The 17672-nt window shown below is 63.8% G+C and carries 17 protein-coding genes; 13 read left to right on the top strand and 4 right to left on the bottom strand.

The genetic code is table 11. From position 1 onward, the window contains the following. Position 1: 1 nt before the first annotated feature. Positions 2-415, bottom strand: a complete 414-nt coding sequence (locus DFS13_RS40920; protein ID WP_230205444.1) for a hypothetical protein — start codon at positions 413-415, stop codon at positions 2-4. Here DFS13_RS40920 and DFS13_RS27275 point away from each other — a divergent pair. Genes DFS13_RS27275 through DFS13_RS27265 form a run of 3 tightly spaced genes read left to right on the top strand, consistent with a single transcriptional unit; the run spans position 300 to position 5114 of the window. After that, positions 300-1733, top strand: coding sequence for a TolC family protein (locus tag DFS13_RS27275; RefSeq protein WP_230205442.1), 1434 nt, complete (start codon positions 300-302; stop codon positions 1731-1733). The two genes, DFS13_RS40920 and DFS13_RS27275, sit on opposite strands and share 116 nt — an antisense overlap. Continuing rightward, positions 1726-3945, top strand: coding sequence for a type I secretion system permease/ATPase (locus DFS13_RS27270; protein WP_006490348.1), 2220 nt, complete (start codon positions 1726-1728; stop codon positions 3943-3945). Before DFS13_RS27275 ends, DFS13_RS27270 begins: the two co-directional genes overlap by 8 nt. Then, complete coding sequence (locus DFS13_RS27265) at positions 3942-5114, top strand: HlyD family efflux transporter periplasmic adaptor subunit (RefSeq protein ID WP_058903380.1); 1173 nt, start codon at positions 3942-3944, stop codon at positions 5112-5114. The genes DFS13_RS27270 and DFS13_RS27265 overlap by 4 nt, the downstream gene beginning before the upstream one ends. 18 nt (positions 5115-5132) lie before the next feature. Here the strand turns inward: DFS13_RS27265 and DFS13_RS27260 are convergent, their stop codons facing one another. The 3 genes from DFS13_RS27260 to DFS13_RS27250 all read right to left on the bottom strand — a co-directional run bounded on the left by DFS13_RS27260 (position 5133) and on the right by DFS13_RS27250 (position 7214). Further along, positions 5133-5693, bottom strand: a complete 561-nt coding sequence (locus tag DFS13_RS27260; RefSeq protein WP_060210899.1) for a DUF488 family protein — start codon at positions 5691-5693, stop codon at positions 5133-5135. Next, positions 5690-5917 (bottom strand): DUF2945 domain-containing protein, encoded by a 228-nt coding sequence (locus DFS13_RS27255; protein WP_006490334.1) that lies wholly within the window; start codon positions 5915-5917, stop codon positions 5690-5692. Before DFS13_RS27255 ends, DFS13_RS27260 begins: the two co-directional genes overlap by 4 nt. A gap of 388 nt (positions 5918-6305) precedes the next feature. After that, positions 6306-7214 carry a LysR family transcriptional regulator gene (locus DFS13_RS27250; RefSeq protein ID WP_006490331.1) on the bottom strand — a complete coding sequence of 303 codons (909 nt, stop codon included), beginning with the start codon at positions 7212-7214 and terminating at the stop codon, positions 6306-6308. A gap of 86 nt (positions 7215-7300) precedes the next feature. Between DFS13_RS27250 and DFS13_RS27245 the strand changes: the two genes are divergently transcribed. From DFS13_RS27245 to DFS13_RS27200, 10 genes are all read left to right on the top strand, one after another. Beyond that, entirely contained in the window at positions 7301-8923 is a 1623-nt protein-coding gene (locus DFS13_RS27245; protein ID WP_006490266.1) for an ATP-dependent acyl-CoA ligase, read from the top strand. 109 nt (positions 8924-9032) lie between these two features. After that, positions 9033-10388: an MFS transporter gene (locus tag DFS13_RS27240; protein WP_080353751.1), complete on the top strand. Its 1356-nt coding sequence runs from the start codon at positions 9033-9035 to the stop codon at positions 10386-10388. A 24-nt stretch (positions 10389-10412) separates the two neighbouring features. Then, complete coding sequence (locus tag DFS13_RS27235; protein WP_048989366.1) at positions 10413-11579, top strand: thiolase family protein; 1167 nt, start codon at positions 10413-10415, stop codon at positions 11577-11579. Beyond that, entirely contained in the window at positions 11576-11881 is a 306-nt protein-coding gene (locus DFS13_RS27230; protein ID WP_048989368.1) for a zinc ribbon domain-containing protein, read from the top strand. The genes DFS13_RS27235 and DFS13_RS27230 overlap by 4 nt, the downstream gene beginning before the upstream one ends. A 117-nt stretch (positions 11882-11998) precedes the next feature. Then, positions 11999-13489: a 2-hydroxymuconic semialdehyde dehydrogenase gene (locus DFS13_RS27225; protein WP_006490292.1), complete on the top strand. Its 1491-nt coding sequence runs from the start codon at positions 11999-12001 to the stop codon at positions 13487-13489. After that, a complete protein-coding gene (locus DFS13_RS27220; protein ID WP_006490306.1) occupies positions 13486-13911 on the top strand; it encodes a RidA family protein in 426 nt (141 codons plus the stop codon). The genes DFS13_RS27225 and DFS13_RS27220 overlap by 4 nt, the downstream gene beginning before the upstream one ends. Before the next feature lie 48 nt (positions 13912-13959). Beyond that, entirely contained in the window at positions 13960-14493 is a 534-nt protein-coding gene (locus DFS13_RS27215; protein ID WP_048989370.1) for a 3-hydroxyanthranilate 3,4-dioxygenase, read from the top strand. A 25-nt stretch (positions 14494-14518) separates the two neighbouring features. Further along, positions 14519-15553: an amidohydrolase family protein gene (locus tag DFS13_RS27210; protein ID WP_006490340.1), complete on the top strand. Its 1035-nt coding sequence runs from the start codon at positions 14519-14521 to the stop codon at positions 15551-15553. Beyond that, positions 15543-16256 (top strand): SDR family NAD(P)-dependent oxidoreductase, encoded by a 714-nt coding sequence (locus DFS13_RS27205; RefSeq protein ID WP_111442324.1) that lies wholly within the window; start codon positions 15543-15545, stop codon positions 16254-16256. Before DFS13_RS27210 ends, DFS13_RS27205 begins: the two co-directional genes overlap by 11 nt. Before the next feature lie 51 nt (positions 16257-16307). Beyond that, complete coding sequence (locus tag DFS13_RS27200) at positions 16308-17546, top strand: dienelactone hydrolase family protein (protein ID WP_006490332.1); 1239 nt, start codon at positions 16308-16310, stop codon at positions 17544-17546. Positions 17547-17672: the final 126 nt, after the last annotated feature.

Raw genomic sequence — 17672 nt, 5'->3', positions numbered from 1 at the left:
TTCATCCAGGCCATGTGTTGTTCGCGATCGCGCTGTTCGATACCGCCTCGGTGGCGTTCGCGTCATCGTCGTCGCCGCTGCCGAGCGGCCGACTGACCGATTCGTTCGAGACCGCGGTCCGCGTGCCGGCTCCTGCGGCCCAGGCTGCCGCGGCATCTCCCGCGCGTTCGTTGCCGCCGGGGTCTCCCCGGGGTGCCGCTCCGGCGATGCACACCGCGATGGCGCCGTCGTTCGTGCCGTTGCCGGCCGGCATGCCCGCCGCCGCCGCTGCCGCCCCGCGCCGGCGCCTGGCGCCGCCATTGCCGCCTGCGGACCCGGCACGGCGCATCGTCCTCGCGAACCTGTCCCGCGCGATGGCGCCGGGCGACCTGCCATCACCGGTGCCGTTGCCGCACGACGGGGTGACGACGATCACGCCGGATCTGCCGGACGCATTCGACACGCCCGCCGCCGCGCACGCAGCGGATCCCGAGGTTGCAGAGGATTCCGCCGGCGCATCGGGCGAAACGCTGCGCATCGCGCTCGATCGCCTGACGCTGCGCGACGCGGTCGGCGTCGCGATCGCGCGCCATCCGGACATCGGTCGCGCGCATGCGGAAGTGGCGCAAAGCCTGTCGGAGGTCGAGGTCGCGAAAGCGGCCTGGTACCCGAAGATCGACTATGGCGTGCGCCCCGGCTATGGCGGCAGTTTCGGCAGCAACGGCAACCGCACCGGCACGCGCGCCTCGATCGGCGTGTCGCAGTTGCTGTACGACTTCGGCCGTACGTCGGGCCGGATTTCCGCGGCGGACTCGACGCGCAGCCAGAAGCAGTACCAGTTGGCCGACACGATCGAGACGGTTGCGTATCAGACGGCGTCGACGTTCATCGAACTGGCCGCGAGCCAGGACGTCGTCGCCGCCGCGCGGCGCCAGGTCGCCGCGCTGAGCGACACGCGCACGAAGATTCTCGATCGCGTGCGGGCCGGACTGTCGGTTTCGTCGGACCGCAATCTGGTCGAACTGGCGATCCTGCATGCACAGGCGGAAGTGCTGAAGGCCAACACGCGCTTCGACGTCGCCGCCGCGAAGCTCACCGAACTGATCGGCGCCCGCCCGCGGCGCGTGGCGCCCCTCGGCGGCACGGTCGATTTCGTCGGCGATCTCGGCCACGCCGGCGGCGACATCGAACGCACGCCGTCGGTGCTTGCCGCGGCGGCGGCCGTCGATGCGGCCGATGCGCGCGTGCGGGTCGCGCAGGCGGAGCGCTTTCCGTCGATCGGCATCGGCGCGAGCCGTTCGATATCGAGCGGCCGCCCGAACGCCACCAACGACACATGGATCGGTTTTGCGGTGAGCGGCAACTACTCGCTCGGCGGCCTGGCGAAACACCAGATCGCGGCCGCCGAAGCCGAACTGCGCGCGAACCGCGAAAGCCTCGAGAACCGGCGGCTCGTCACGCGCAGCGCGCTCAAGTCGGCGGAAATCGAAGCGTCCGGCGCGGCCGCGCGCCTGAACAGCTACGAGAAAGTGACCGCGCTGTCGCGCGCGTCGCGCGACCTGTACTGGCAGGAATACATCCTGAACAAGCGTACGTTGACCGACGTCGTGAATCCGGAGCGCGACATCTTCGAATCGGAAGTCGAGGCGATCAACGCACTGGCCGACGGCGCGATCGCGCGCATCAAGGCATACGTGGCAGTCGGCAAATTCGTCGAATTGCTGCGCGAACACGAGGGGAGTCGTCATGAATGATGCGTTTCGCGCCGGGCGCGATGCCGGCGCCGATATCGCGCGCTGGACCGACCCGCTGATTTTCGCGGCACGGCATCTCGGTCTCGCCGTTTCGCCCGAGCAGGTCCGTGGCGCGGCGTCGTGGGCGAGCGTCGCGGAGCCGGACGCCGCCGTCATCGAAGTCGCCGCGTCCGCGGGCCTGGCCGCGCAGTTCGTCGCGTTGCCGCCGGCACGGCTCACGCCGGCGATGCTGCCGGCGCTCGCCGTGTTCGACGATGCGCATGTCGGCGTGATCGTATCGGTCGCGGCGGGGCGTGCGGTCGTCCAGTTCGTCTTCGACGGCAAGCCGGTCGAACGCGCGATCGATCTGGACGCGCCGGCGCCGGCGTGGCCGGCCCGCATGTTGATCGTCCACGAGCGGGTCGCGCGGCGTGACGAACGCGTCGACGGCTACCTGTCCGCCAAACCCGACACCTGGTTGCACGATCTGTTCTCGGCGCAATGGAAGGTATTGCTCGATCTCGGCGCCGGCTCGCTGTTCGGCAATCTGCTCGCGATCGCGACGTCGCTGTTCGCGATGCAGGTGTGGGATCGTGTGGTCCCGGCGCGGGCGACGCACACGCTGTGGGTGCTGGCTTCAGGCGTCGTGCTCGCGCTCGCGCTGGAACTGCTGCTGCGTACCGCGCGCGTATCGATCGCCGATCATTTCGGCAAGCAGGCGGATCTCAAGCTGTCCGCGATGTTCTTCGCGCGCGTGCTCGATATCCGCAACGACGCGCGGCCGCGCTCGCCGGGCACGCTGGTCGCCCAGCTTCGCGACCTCGAACAGCTGCGCGAACTGCTGACGTCGAGCACGATGGGCGTGCTGATCGACATCCCGTTCGTCATCACGTTCCTGTTCATCATCTGGCTGCTCGGCGGGCCGCTCGCGTTCGTGCCGCTCGCGGCGATCCCGCTGCTGATCCTGCCGGGCGTGCTCGCGCAAATCCCGCTGGCGAAGCTGTCGAACCAGGGGCTCGAGGAATCGGCGCTGCGCAACGCGATCCTGATGGAGGCCATCTATCGCGCGGAGGACATCAAGGCGTTGCAGGCGGAGCCGCGATTCCGGCAGCTGTGGGCGCGGACGAATCGCGTGAATGCCGATATCGGCTTGCAACAACGCCGGCTGGCCGGTCTGCTGGTCAATCTCGCGCAGACGGTGCAGCAGCTTGCGTACGCCGGCGTACTGGTCGCCGGCGTGTACGGCATCCTGGACGCGAGCCTGTCGTTCGGCGCCGTGCTGGCCTGTTCCATCCTGACGAGCCGCACGATCGCCCCGCTGGGCCAGATTCCCGCCGTGCTGTCGCGCATCCAGAACGTACGCGCGGGCAAGAAGGGGCTCGACAACCTGCTCGCGCTGCCGGTCGATCATGATCCGGCGGTCGATGCGTATCACAAGCCGGCGCTCGTCGGCCGATATCGCTTCGAGCAGGTCGGATACAGCTTCGATCCGCAGGCAAAGCCGGTGCTCGGTATTCCGAATCTGTCGATCGAGCCGGGCGAGCGGATCGCGATTCTCGGCCGGGTCGGTGCGGGCAAATCGACGCTGCTGCGGCTGCTCGGCGGACTCGCGACGCCGGTGCAGGGGCGCATCCTGTTCAACGACACGCCACTGCCGCTGATCGACGTCGCTGACGTCCGTCGCGACGTCGGGATGCTGCTGCAGGAATCGAGTCTCTTCTACGGCACGCTGCGAGAGAACCTGCTGATCGCGAATCCGCTCGCTACCGACGATGCGATGCTCGCGGCGATGAAGGTCGCCTGCGCGGACCAGTTGCTGTTGCGGCAGCCGCACGGCCTCGACCTGAAACTGCGCGAAAGCGGCCTCGGCCTGTCCGGCGGCCAGAAGCAGGCGCTGATGCTGGCCCGCGTGATTCTGCGCGCGCCGAACGTGTTGCTGCTCGACGAGCCGACCGCGTCGCTCGACGAGGCGACCGAGCGCGCGATCGTCGAGCGCCTGCGGCAGTGGCTCGGCCATCGCACGTTGATCGTCGCGACGCATCGTTATCCGGTGCTGTCGATCGTCGATCGCATCATCGTGCTCGATGGCGGGCGCGTGGTGCGTGACGGTCCGAAAGACGAGGTGCTGGCAGCGTTGCGCGGCGCCGGCACGCCGGAGCCGGCGGCGGCTTCGCGCGCGCCGGCTGGCGAGTCGAGCCCGTTGCCGGCGCAGATGGCGGGAGAGGCACGATGAGCGATTTTCCGTGGTCGGCGCATCGCGCACGCGAAGCGGCACCCGCCCGGCGGATGCTGTGGCTGATCGTTGCTGCGCTGGCGATCTTCCTCGTGTGGTCCGCGTTCGCGAACCTCGACGAAGTCGCGGTCGGCGAAGCCAAGGTCACGCCGGCATCGAAAGGGCAGGTCATCCAGAGTCTCGAAGGCGGCATCCTGCTGGAACTGGCGGTGCGCGAAGGCGATGTCGTCGACGCGGGCCAGCGGCTCGCGACGCTCGATCCGGTGCTCGCGCGCTCGTCGATGGAGGAAACGCTGGAACGGATCACCGCATTGCAGGGGCGTGCCGCGCGGCTGTATGCGGAGATGAACGACCTGCCCGGCATCGAATTCCCGGCGGAACTGGCGAACGAGAAGGCCGTGACCGGGCGTGAGCGTCAGCTGTTCGTCGCAAACCGGCGCGCGTTTCGCGAGAACGTCGCCAACCTGCGCGAACAGTTGCGGCTCGCCGAGGACGAGCTCCGGATTGCGTTGCCGCTGTTGAAAACCGGCGCGACCAACGAGGTCGAGGTGCTCCGGTTGCGCCAGAAGGCCGCCGAATTCTCGACGAAGCTCGCAGCGGCGCAGAGCGAATACTACGTCGCGCTGAAAGCCGACTATTCGAAGACGATGGCCGATCTCGAACCGCTGCTCAAGGTTCGCGAAGGGCGTGCCGATCAATTGCGGCGAACCGTGATTCGCGCGCCGGCGCGCGGCATCGTGAAGGACATCCGGGTGTCGACGGTCGGCGGGGTGATTCCGCCGGGCGGCATGCTGATGGAGATCGTGCCGCTCGACGACCAGTTGTTGATCGAGGCGCGCCTCAGCCCGCGCGACATCGCATTCATTCATCCGGGGCAGGAGGCGACCGTGAAGATCACGGCGTTCGAGTCGTCGATCTACGGGTCGCTGCCGGCGAAGGTCGAGCGGATTTCGCCCGACACGATCGAAGACCAGGTCGACCGGCGCGTGTATTACTACCGTGTCTACGTGCTCACGCAGCACGCGTATCTGGAAACCCGCGACGGCAAGCGGCATCCGATCCTGCCGGGCATGGTCGCCACCGCGGAGATCCGCACCGGGCGCCGCACCGTGTTCGACTACCTGGTCAAGCCGCTGAACCGCGCAGCCGAGGCGTTGCGCGAACGCTAACGCGCCGGCGCGGCACGATCATGGGTGCGACGCCGAGTCGTTGCGTTCGGCATCCGGATACACGATCGTGCCGTCGTCCCGGATCACGGCGCCGGCCGTGAGCCGCGCGGGCTCCACGCGGTTGCGGCCCATGATGTGCAGCACCGTTTCGCCGCGCGCGATCAGGTAGTCGGACACGATGCGCCGGTGGCAGCGCCACCACACGGCTTCCGAACACATGATCGCGCAGCGCTGCTCGTGCCCGTGCGCGACCAGCCGGTCGAGGCCCGCATGAAACGCCGGCCACAGCGCATAGTCCGCGTAGCGGTGAAAGCTGCGGTTGGTCCAGAAACCGTTGACGTCGTCGGGTACGCCGCGCGACTTGCCGCGCAGGCCGCCGAGCTCGGCGATGTGTTCGTACGCGATGTCGGCGGCGGCGAGCGCGTCCGGCAGCGTCGCTTCGTTGAATTGCGGATTGGTGCGCGAACGCGTCATCTTGCGGATGTCCGCGAGCAGCGTGATCTCGACCGCATCGAGCAGGTCGACGAATGCGTCGAGCGTGCGGTTCGAATGGCCGATCGTGTAGAACGGGAGCGTCATGCGTCGTCCTTGCCGGCGATGCGTTCGAGCACGCGGCCGCGATGCGCGGCGATGTGGTCGGTCCGGTCGCTCTTGATCTCGTACTGCGGATCGTCGGGCGACGCGCGATGGCGATGCCCCTTGTAGTCGAAGTCGGCGGTATGGATCGCGATGATCGTGCCGGTCACGTAGCCGGCCTCGGAATTCCAGCGGACGTGGTCGCCCAGCCTGAATGGGGTGGTCATGCCGGGTGTGCCTCCTCGTGTCGATACGCGGTGGGTCGGTCTGCGGCCTTGGCGGTGCGCGCCGGAGGCCGCGAGGCAGAACATCGATGAATTCAGGACAAACTGGATGCGTGAACGAGAGTAGCGCGATTTCCGCCACCCGGGCGAATGTGCTTGAGCGGAAGCCGGCGTGTCTTGTGTAACGCCATATATCCGACGAGGCGCCGGCAACAACGTTCACGTCCGTTGTCCGTACGGCGGTAGCCGGGTTCGGAACAGCAATGTGTGGGAGGAATCGGGGTGATATCCCGGGACGAAATGACTCGATCAGCGCCTGGCCCAGCTGGCTATCGCGGCAATGACGCGGGTGGTCGACCCGGCTGAAGCGACGAACAATTTCGATGCGGAGTCAACCGCGATGCAGCGTCTCGATGACGAGCTCGCGGAGCCAACAGATTCCTTCGTCATTGTCGAAGTTGCGATGCCAATGAACGGTGGATTCAATGTCGGGAATTTCCGCAGGTATCGGATAGATCGAGAACTGGCCCGTTTCATTGAACATGAGCGCCGCGCCTTTATGGAGCGTCACCATCCAGTCCGTGCGCTGCAGAATCTGTGGAACAACCGTGAAATGGGGTACGCGTAATGCAATACGCCGGTGCAAACCCTGCGTGCGCAAAATATCGTCGATCGCAAGATGGCTGCTGTCGCTGGTTGTGACGCTCACATGCAGAAATTCCAGAAACTTCTGTCGTGACAACTTCCGGGCCGGTAGCCCGGCGCGTTTTCGCGTCATGCACACGAACTCGTCGCGAAACAACAGCGCGTGGTTTGTGACCGGCATGAGCGACGGAAGGTTGCCGATAGCGAGATCGATCTGCCCAAGTCGCAGTTTCTCCTCGACCTCGCGCAGCGGCACTTGCTCGGCCGCTAGCCGCACCTCCGGTGCAACGCGTTGCAATTTCTCGCAAATGCGCGGCAAGAAAACGTGTTCCCCAATGTCGGACATTGCCAGGCGAAACTCGCGCGTACTCGTCGCAGGGTCGAACTCTTCGCTTTGCCGCAAGGCTTCGCGGATCGACGCGATGGCGTTGCTGAGCGGGACAGCCAATCTTTCCGCGGTCGCCGTGGGCAACATTCCATCCGGCGTGCGAACGAAAAGAGGATCGTCGAACAGCGAGCGCAGACGTCCCAGCGAATAACTGATCGTGGGCTGTGACAAGTGCAGCCGCTGCGCTGCACGCGTGAGGCTGCGCTCTTCGAGAATCACCTGGAACACGCGCAGCAGGTTGAGATCGATGCTATGGAAATTGATCACGTCTATGTACACCCTAAAATTGATCGATTTGACCGATATCTTAGCGGAACCTAGACTGGCCTCACACATAGGAGAGGCCAGTGTTCATGGAACTGACAGATACGATCGTCGAACAGCGTGCAGACGAACCAGCGGTTGTTTCGTCGCGCACGCTGCCGGCCTTGCTGGCAGCGCGCGTTGCCCGAAACGCCGAGGGACCGCTATTTTCGGACGGAACCACGGTATGGAGCGGCGCCGATGCCATCGAGATCGCGGCGCGCCGAGCCGGTACACTGGCCGCGCATGGCATCAAGCGCGGTGATCGCGTCGCATTGCTCTGCGGAAACCGTGCCGAATTCATGGAAGTCGTCCTCGGCTGCGGCTGGCTCGGCGCGGTGGTCGTGCCGATCAACACCGCCTCGCGCGGTCCGCAACTCGAGCATATCCTGCGTAACTCGGGCGCGCGCTTGCTGGTCGCCGAAGCGCATCTTGTAGACGTCGTGCACGCGCTCGACGCGCGAGATCTTCCCCTCGAGCACATCTGGCTGATCGACGAACCGGTGGCGAATTCGCTTGCGCCCCGTTACAGCACGACACCGCTCCCCCCGGCAGCAGAGTCGGTTCCGGCCGCGAACGTCCAAGACGGCGATGCTTTTGCCGTGCTCTATACCTCCGGTACGTCGGGGTTGTCCAAAGGGGTGATCTGCCCGCATGCCCAGTTCTACTGGTGGGGATACAACACGGCGCATGATCTCGGCGTTGTCGCAGGCGACGTTCTGTACACGTGCTTGCCGCTGTTTCATACAAACGCACTCAACAGCTTTTTCCAGGCCATGTTGCACGATGCTCAACTCGTCGTGGGCCGGCGTTTCTCCGCGAGCGGCTTCTTCGACGCGTTGGTGGCCACGCAAGCAACCGTTACGTTCGTTCTCGGTGCGATGGTGCCCATTCTGCTGGGCAGGCCGGCAACTGCGAGCGAGCGTGGACATCGGGTACGCGTCGCGCTCGCGCCGGGCGTGCCGGGACATTTCCAGGAAGAATTCACGGCTCGCTGCGGCATTGCCCTGATCGACGGGTACGGCTCGACGGAAACCAATGCAGTGATCGGCGGCGTCGCGAGCGCTCGACGCCCGGGATATATGGGCCGGCTGGCTCGAGGCTTCGAAGCGCGTGTCGTCGACGAGCACGATCGGCCGGTACCTGACGGCCAGCCGGGCGAACTGATCCTGCGCGCCAACGAGCCGTTTTCCTTTGCGAACGGCTATCTGGGCATGGCGGCCGAAACGGTGAAGGCCTGGCGCAATCTGTGGTTTCACACGGGTGACCGCGTCATACGCGAGGCCGACGGCTATTTCCGTTTCGTCGATCGTCAGAAGGATGCGATCCGCCGCCGCGGCGAGAACATCTCGTCATATGAGGTCGAGCAAGTGCTGTTGAGCCATCCTTCGGTCGAGACGGCAGCGGTGTTTGCCGTGAAGTCGACGCTCGCTGAAGACGAGGTGATGGCAGTCATCGGCCTGCGAGACGGCGAGGCGTTGGAGCCACTCGATCTGATCCGCTACTGCGAACCGCGATTGCCATACTTCGCCGTGCCGCGCTATCTGGACTTCCAGCAAGAACTGCCGAAGACGGAAAACGGAAAGATCCAGAAGTTCAAGTTACGGGAGACCGGCGTGACTGCCACGACGTGGGATCTGGAAATGTCTGGATACCAGCTCAAGCGTCGATGACGCGACGGTCACTATTTTCCGGAAGGCGCGGCGGACAAGTTCGCGACAGGGCGATTCGTCGACGCTTGGCAACTGAGACAGCAGCAATCAGTACATCTCGAATGTACACATGGAGCCTCCCATGGCCAGCATGAGAACGTTTTCTGCCGCGAGCACGCCCCCTCAAGTGGCGCCCGAGCCCGCAGCGGTCTCTGTCGACGAAAGGTCCCTGCGGCGAATCGTGTTCGCGTCCGTCGCGGGGAACGCGCTCGAGTGGTATGACTTTTTCCTGTATAGCACTGCCGCAGCGCTCGTTTTTGGCGAGCTGTTCTTTCCGAAAGGAACCGATCCGCTCGTGGGCACGCTTGTCGCATTCGCGGGCTTCTCCGTCGGGTTCGCCGCTCGTCCGTTGGGTGGCGCGCTGTTTGGGCATATCGGCGACCGCTATGGTCGAAAGAGTGCGCTCGTGTGGACCCTGTCGATCATGGGCGGTGCGACGTTCCTGATCGGCTTCCTGCCGACTTACCCGCAGGTCGGGCTGTGGGCACCGGTGCTGCTGATGGTCCTGCGCATATTGCAAGGCGTCGCTGCTGGCGGGGAATGGGGTGGCGCAGTGCTGATGATCAGCGAGTCTGCGCCGCCTGAACGGCGCGGATTTTACGCGTCCATGAGCCAGATCGGCGTCGGCGGCGGTTTCGTGCTGTCGGCTAGTGTTTTCTTCCTCGTGCAGATGTTGCCGAAGGACGCGTTCATGTCGTGGGGCTGGCGGATTCCGTTCCTGCTGTCGATCGCGATTTTCGGAGTGGGCGTCTATATCCGTTCGAAGTTGCCTGAAAGCGCCGAATTCGCGAAGGCCGAGGCCGAGGGAAGAAGAGCCCGGATGCCGGTACTCGACGTGATCCGCAAGCATCCGAAGGAAGTGCTGATGGCAATGGGGCTGCGCGTGGCGGAAAACGGCGCTTCATACATCGTCATTGCGTTTGCGCTCGTTTATGGGAAATTCATCGGCGTACCGAACCAGATCATGCTCGCTGGCGTGATCGTCTCGATGGCCGTGGAACTGGTCACGCTGATGTTGTGGGGCCGCCTGTCCGACCGGTTGGGCCGCAAGCCCGTGTACATGATCGGCGCTGTCGGCGTCGTGATCATCGCGTTTCCGTTTTTCTGGCTCCTCGATACGAAGGTCGCGGCGCTCATCTGGCTGGCCTTCCTGCTCGGTAATGCCGTGTGTCACGGCGCGATGCTCGGCACGCAACCCGCGTTGATGGGCGAGCTGTTCAGCACGGAAGTGCGTTACTCGGGTATGGCGCTCGGTCACGAGGTCTCGTCGGTCTTCGCAGGCGGCTTGTCACCGATGCTGGCGACGGCGCTGCTTGCGCACTACCACGCAGCCTGGCCGGTGGCATTGCTGATGGCGGCCCTCGGGATGATCACCGTGATCTCGCTGTTGTTCACCCACGAGACGGTTGCCCGTCGCGAGCGTTGATCGTCGCGCTCAAGGAGATCGAATATGACACTCGAGAAATGCGACGAAGTCCTGCTGACAGCCGGGGTGGAAGTACCGTATAGGCGACACGCTCCGTCGGATTCCACTGGCGACCTGCTTGCCCGGGCGTTCGCCGCTGCCCTCGACGAGTCGGGGTTCTCGGCGAAGGACGTCGACGGACTCGGCGTCGCGTCTTTTACGCTGGCTCCGGACCATGCCATCGACCTCGCGTGGCGGCTCGGGCTGAGCCCGCGCTGGAGCATGGACGATTGTCACGGTGGAGCAAGCGCCATCAACATGCTGCAGCACGCGATACGCGCGATTCAGCACGGCGACGCGAACGTGATTGCGCTGGTGTCCGGCGATCGATTCGAGCCGGCTGACTTCAAGCAACTGGTCGATCACTACAACCTGACGACGCGCACCTGGTTACGGCCGCTCGACCTCGGTGGACCGAACGGACTGTTCGCGATGCTCACGCAACGTCACGCGAAGCGTCACGACCTGACCCGCCGCGACTATGGGGCGCTGTGCGTGGCGCAACGGGCGTGGGCGGCGCTGAACCCGAACGCAGTCTATCGAACGCCGCTGACGATCGAAGACTATCTCGAAGCACCGATCATCGCCGATCCGTTGGGACGATTCGATTGCGTCCCGGTTGTGAGCGGCGCCAATGCCGTGATCATCGCGCGCGCCGATCTCGTGCGTCAGGCCAGGAACGTCCGTGTGCGCTCCTTGCAATGCCGCTACAACAGCGATCACCAGACGGGGGATGGCACTCGGACTTCATTGTCCGCGATTGCCGGCGAATTGTGGCGACAGGCAGGTGTCGCGCCCGACGACATCGACATGGTTTCGGTCTACGACGACTATCCCGTGATGGCGATTGCGCAACTGGACGATCTCGGCTTCGCGCCCGACGGCGACTTGCGCGCAATGATCGCGCGCGTCGAATCGCGCACCCTGCCGGTGAATACATCCGGTGGTCAACTGTCCGCCGGGCAGGCGGGAGCCGCGGGCGGCATGCATGGGCTCGTGGAGGCGTTGACCCAGTTGCGCGGACGTGCGGGGGAGCGGCAGGTGCCGAATGCTCGGCTCGCGGTCGTGAGTGGCTATGGAATGGTCGAGTATCGCTACGGCATGTGTGCGAATGCCGTCGTGCTGGAAGCGGTTGAGCGGGGTGTGCAATGAAACTCGAGGTATTCCAGTGCACGCAGTGCGGTTCGACGGTGTTTCCTGCGCGCTATTTCTGTTTCGAATGCGGCGGCGCCGAGTGGCGCGAGCGAGTGGTCGAACACGGCCGTGTCGGCGAATTGACGACCGTGCGCCGGCGCGTCGGCGCGCAAGACGGCGGCGACGTGCTTCTTGCAAGCGTGACGACGGATGCTGGCCCGACCGTCATCGCGCGACTCGAATGCGCAGTGCGGACTGGCGACTGCGTCCGCCTTGCAGTCGACGAACAGAACGGTGTTCTTGCGCTGCCCGTCGCGTGACCCAGGTGGAAATCGGTTCGTTGAACGATGCCGGTGGCGCCGGCGGGAAGGCGTCAGGATCCAAGCGCGCTCGGACATGTGCACGGAACGGCAAAATTAATCAAGCAGGAGAAGGGTGTGACAACTCAATTGAATTCGACCTCGCGCGACCGGCAGTTGTTGCGCCATTACATCAACGGTGAGTTTGTGGCGAGCGGCACAACCTTTCCAAACCTCAGTCCGGTCGACGGTCGCAAGCTTGCCGACGTTTGCGAAGCAGATGCGGCGCTCGTGGATAGCGCCGTACAGGCGGCTCACGCGGCGCAGAAGGCCGGCTGGCGCGACACGACGCCCGCGCAACGGGCGGCATGGCTGCATAAGATCGCGGACGGCATCGAGGCCCGCTTCGACGAATTCGTGGCGGCGGAAGTCGCCGATACCGGTCGGCCTGTCGCGCAGGCCCGCACCCTCGACATCGCACGTGGCATTGCCAATTTCCGGACCTTTGCCGACCTTGTCCGCACCGCGAGCGGTGAGTACTTCGAAACGCATGCGGCGGACGGCAGCGAGCTGATCAACTACGTGACGCGCAAGCCGCTCGGCGTGATCGGCATCATATCGCCGTGGAACCTGCCTCTGCTGTTGTTCACGTGGAAGGTGGCGCCGGCGCTGGCAATGGGCAACTGTGTGGTCGCCAAGCCCTCCGAGGAGACACCCAGCTCCGCAACGTTGCTCGCCGAAGTCATGCACGACGTCGGCTTGCCACCCGGCGTCTTCAATCTGATTCATGGGCACGGCCAGAACGCGGCCGGCGAATTCCTGACGCGTCATCCGGATATCAGTGCAATCACGTTCACGGGCGAGTCGCGCACCGGCAGCACGATCATGAAGGCCGTTGCGGACGGCGTGAAAGAGGTTTCGTTCGAGCTGGGCGGCAAGAACGCGGCCGTCGTGTTCGCGGACGCGGACTTCGATGCCGCGGTTGCCGGCGTCCTTCGATCCAGTTTCACGAACGCCGGCCAGGTCTGCCTGTGCAGTGAGCGGGTGTATGTGGAGCGGCCGATCTTCGAGCGCTTCGTCGCGGCGCTCAAGGAACAGGCGCAAGCATTGCGCGTTGGCGCGCCGGAAGATCCCGCCACGACGATGGGACCGCTCATTTCGCGCGGCCATCGCGACAAGGTGCTCTCGTATTTTCGTCTTGCCGTCGAAGAAGGCGCGACGGTCGTGACCGGTGGTGGCGCCCCGAGCTTCGGCGATGCACGGGACGACGGCGCGTTTGTGATGCCGACGATCTGGACGGGCTTGCCGGATTCCGCCCGATGCGTACGGGAAGAGATTTTCGGACCGGTGTGCCACATCGCGCCGTTCGACGACGAAGCGGAGGTCGTGAAGCGCGTCAACGACAGTGCTTATGGTCTTGCCGCAAGCATCTGGACGACGCAGCTTGCGCGCGGCCATCGCGTCGCGAAGCAGATCGAGACGGGCATCGTGTGGGTCAATGCGTGGTTCGTGCGCGATCTGCGCACACCCTTCGGTGGCACCAAACTGTCAGGACTGGGACGCGAGGGGGGCCGCCATTCGCTCGACTTCTATTCCGAATTGACGAACGTTTGCGTGAGGATTGCATGAATCCGACGACTTCAGCGCGTGTCGTGCCGGGCAAGGCCACGCCGCGTGGGCGCTTCCCGCATATCACGCGAGCCGGCGATTTTCTGTTCGTCTCCGGCACCAGTTCACGACGCCCGGACAACACGATAGATGGCGCGTCAGCCGACGAATTCGGCACTGCCGCGCTCGATATTCGCCGACAGACGCGCGCCGTCATCGAAAACATGCGCGACATACTGAAAAGCGAGGGCGCGGACCTGTCGAATCTCGTCGAAATCTCGGCGTTCCTCGTGAACATGAGCGATTTTGGTGGCTACAACGAAGTGTACGCGGAGTATTTCGACGAGTCGGGGCCCGCACGAACGACTGTCGCCGTTCATCAGTTACCTCATCCGCACCTGCTCATCGAGATGAAGGCAGTTGCATACGTACCCGCACGCTGAAATGCGAACCGCAGGATCGACATACCGATCACTTTGAGTGAGACGAGCATGCTGAGTTATGGAAAGCCATTCAACTTTCAACGTTGGATCGACGAACACGCGCATCTGTTGAAGCCGCCGGTTGGCAACCAGCAGGTATGGCAAGACAGCGATTTCATCGTCACGGTGGTGGGCGGGCCGAATCGTCGAACCGATTACCACGACGATCCGCTCGAAGAGTTTTTCTATCAACTGCGCGGCAACGCATACCTGAATCTCTGGATCGACGGCAAGCGCGAGCGCGTTGAACTGAAGGAAGGCGATGTGTTCTTGTTGCCGCCGCACGTACGTCACTCGCCGCAGCGGCCGGAGTCGGGTAGCGCGTGCCTCGTGATAGAGCGCCAACGTCCGGAAGGCACCGTGGACGGATTCGAGTGGTATTGCGATGCATGCGGAGAGCGCGTTCATCGCGTCGAACTGCAGCTCAAGAGCATCGTCAACGATCTGCCGCCGCTCTTCGATGCCTTTTACGAATCGGAAGAGAAGCGCCGCTGCCCACGCTGCGGCGTCGTCCATCCGGGCAAGCAGGGCCGAACCGATTAACCGAACCTGTCCAAAGCGAACCAACATGACAGTGCGAATCGATATGCATTCCCACTTTTTTCCGCGTATTACGCGGGAAGAAGCAAGGACGCTCGATCCCGAGCATGCGCCGTGGCTCCGGGTCGATCCGGACGGCGCCACCGGGACGATCATGACCGGAGAGCGTGATTTCCGGCCCGTCTATCGTGCGTTGTGGGACCCTGCCACGCGCATTGCCGAAATGGATCGATGCGGCGTGGACATCCAGCTGATGTGCGCGACGCCCGTGATGTTCGGCTACCGGTACGACGCGGTCGCGGCGCATGAATGGGCCACGCGAATGAACGATCGCGCGCTGGAATTTTGCTCGCACGCACCGCAGCGCCTGATGCCGCTGGCTCAAGTGCCGCTGCAGGACGTCGAACTGGCCTGTCGGGAAGCTTCGCGTGCGCGCCGTGCCGGTCATCGTGGCGTGCAGATCGGCAATCACCTGGGCCCGCGCGATCTCGACGACGATCAACTGGTGACGTTTCTTACGCATTGCGCACATGACGACATACCGGTTCTGGTGCATCCGTGGGACATGATGACGGATGGCCGCATGAAAAAGTGGATGTTGCCCTGGCTGGTCGCCATGCCGGCCGAAACACAGTTGAGCATCGTGTCGCTGATTCTCTCGGGCGCGTTCGAGCGCATTCCCAGGACGCTCAAACTTTGCTTCGCCCATGGCGGCGGCAGCTTTGCGTTCCTGTTGGGGCGCGTGCAGAACGCGTGGGAGCAACGAGACATCGTACGCGAGAATTGTCCGAATCCACCCGCTTCGTATGTCGATCGTTTCCATGTCGATAGCGCCGTTTTCAGCGATGGTGCGTTGCAGTTGCTCGTGGAGACGATGGGCGAAGACCGCGTGTTGCTCGGCTCGGACTATCCGTTCCCGCTCGGAGAGAAGGTCGTGGGCGATCTGGTTGCGAATCATCCGCAATTGAGCGACGCGGCGAAGGAGAAAATCCTCGGCGTGAATGCGCAACGCTTTTTCAATCTGGCGCCCGAGCCCGGTTCGGGAGGTCGTCATGCAAATTGAAGGCTGCGTGGCATGTGTGACGGGTGCCGACCGTGGGCTAGGTGCGGGCTTGCTTGAAGCGTTGCTGGAGCGGGGCGCGCGCAAGGTCTATGCGGGCGTCCGGAAAAAGGAATGTCTTTCGGACGTTGGTCCGCGCGTCGTGCCGGTTGAAATAGACATCACGAACGTCGAGCAGGTGGCGAGGGCGGCGTCGCGTGCCAAGGACATCACGCTCCTGATCAACAACGCGGGGCTGAACCGGATGCAACCGGTACTGGAAGCGCATGACCCGCAAGCGGCGCGTGCCGAAATGGAAGTGAACTACTTCGGGACGTTGAACATGATGCGTGCATTTTCACCGGCACTCAAATCGAATGGCGGCGCCATCATCAACGTTCTTTCGATACTCGCGCGCGTCGCGCTGCCGTCCATGGCGTCGTTGAGTGCATCGAAGGCTGCGGCGCTTCGAATGACGGAAGGCGCACGCGCCGAACTCGCGCCGCATCGCGTTCGGGTCATCTCCGTGCTGCCCGGACCGATCGACACGGAAATGAGCCGGAACGTTCCCCCTCCGAAGATTGCGGTCCGAGAAGCAGTCGACGCCGTGCTGGCCGCATTGGAAGGCGGAGCGGACGAGGTCTACATGGGCGCGATGGCACAAGAAATCGCGCAGGGACTCGCCGCGGATCGCCAGGCGCTGCACGCGCGCCTTTTGACGCCTTGAGCGACTCCGAGAATCGCAACGACATTGCATTGAGCAAAGGACGAAGAGATGATGAACGGTGAATACATTGACATTGACGCCGGCAATGGCGAAGCCTTTTCCGCGTACCTCGCGCGGCCCCGACAAGGTTCCGGCCCCGGCTTGGTCCTGTTGCAGGAAATCTTCGGCATCAACGACTACATGAAGGAAACGGCCGATCGGTTTGCCGAGGAAGGGTATGTCGTGCTGGTGCCCGATCTGTTCTGGCGCATGAAGCATGGTGTCGACCTCGGCTACACCGGCGAGGACTTCGCCACGGCGCTGCGATATAACGACGAGTTCGATGTCGACAGGGCAATCACCGACATCGCATCGACGATCAAGACCCTCCGCTCGCTCGAGCAGCACGCCGGAAAGGTCGGCGCCGTCGGCTATTGCCTGGGCGGCAAACTCGCGATGCTGGCGGCCGCTCGCACGGACATCGACTGCGCCGTGAGTTACTACGGTGTGGGGCTCGATGCATATCTGGAAGAGGTGCCGTCGATTCGATGCCCGATGGTTTTTCATTTCGCCGGTGAAGACGCGCTGTGCCCCGAGGCAACACGCGAGCCGATCCAGTCGGCGCTTTCCGCGCTGCCTGCGGTCGAGCAATACGTGTATCCCGGGTGCGATCACGCTTTCGCGACCCCGAAACGCGAGCATTTCGACAAGCCGGCGGCGATGATGGCTTATTCGCGTACCATCGCGCTGTTGCGTAAAGTGCTCGGACCCGTCTATGACCTGAACGCGCTGTGGGAGCTGCACTGCTATCACGAATTCGATTCGCGCGACGTCGATTCGATCTTGCCGACCATGGTTCCCGCGCCATACGTCAACCATGTGCCGACCATGACGGGAGGCGTTGGCTACGACGATCTCAAACGGTTCTACAAGTATCACTTCGTTCACGCCAATCCGAAGGACACGCATTTCATTCCGATCTCGCGCACCATCGGCGCGGACCGTATCGTCGATGAATTCATTTTCTGTGCCACCCACGACCGCGAGATCGACTGGATGCTGCCCGGACTCGCGCCGACCGGCAAGTACATCGAGATTCCGATGCTGGCAGTCATCTGCTTCCGTGGCGACAAGCTGTACAACGAGCACATTTACTGGGACCAGGCTTCGGTGCTCGTCCAGATCGGTGTTCTGGATCCCACGGGACTGCCGGTTGCCGGCATCCGTACCGCGAAGAAATTGATAGACGAGACATTGCCGAGCAACGAGCTGATGACGAAGTGGGCGTCGAGCGAAGGCAAGCCGATCTGAGGTTCCGTAGACAGCGGGGCGCGTAATCGCGGGCGCAGCAGGATCCGCTGGTCGAGCCTGGTTTTAGAAGGAAAATCGCGCCGCGTGGCGGCGCATCAACCACACGGGTTCCATCATGAAACTAAA

It is taken from the genome of Burkholderia sp. 28_3, from assembly GCF_003253915.1.
Classification (GTDB): Bacteria; Pseudomonadota; Gammaproteobacteria; order Burkholderiales; family Burkholderiaceae; genus Burkholderia; species Burkholderia cenocepacia.
Note: the sequence above shows the minus strand (reverse complement) of the source record. Positions and strands in the feature narration are given on the sequence as shown.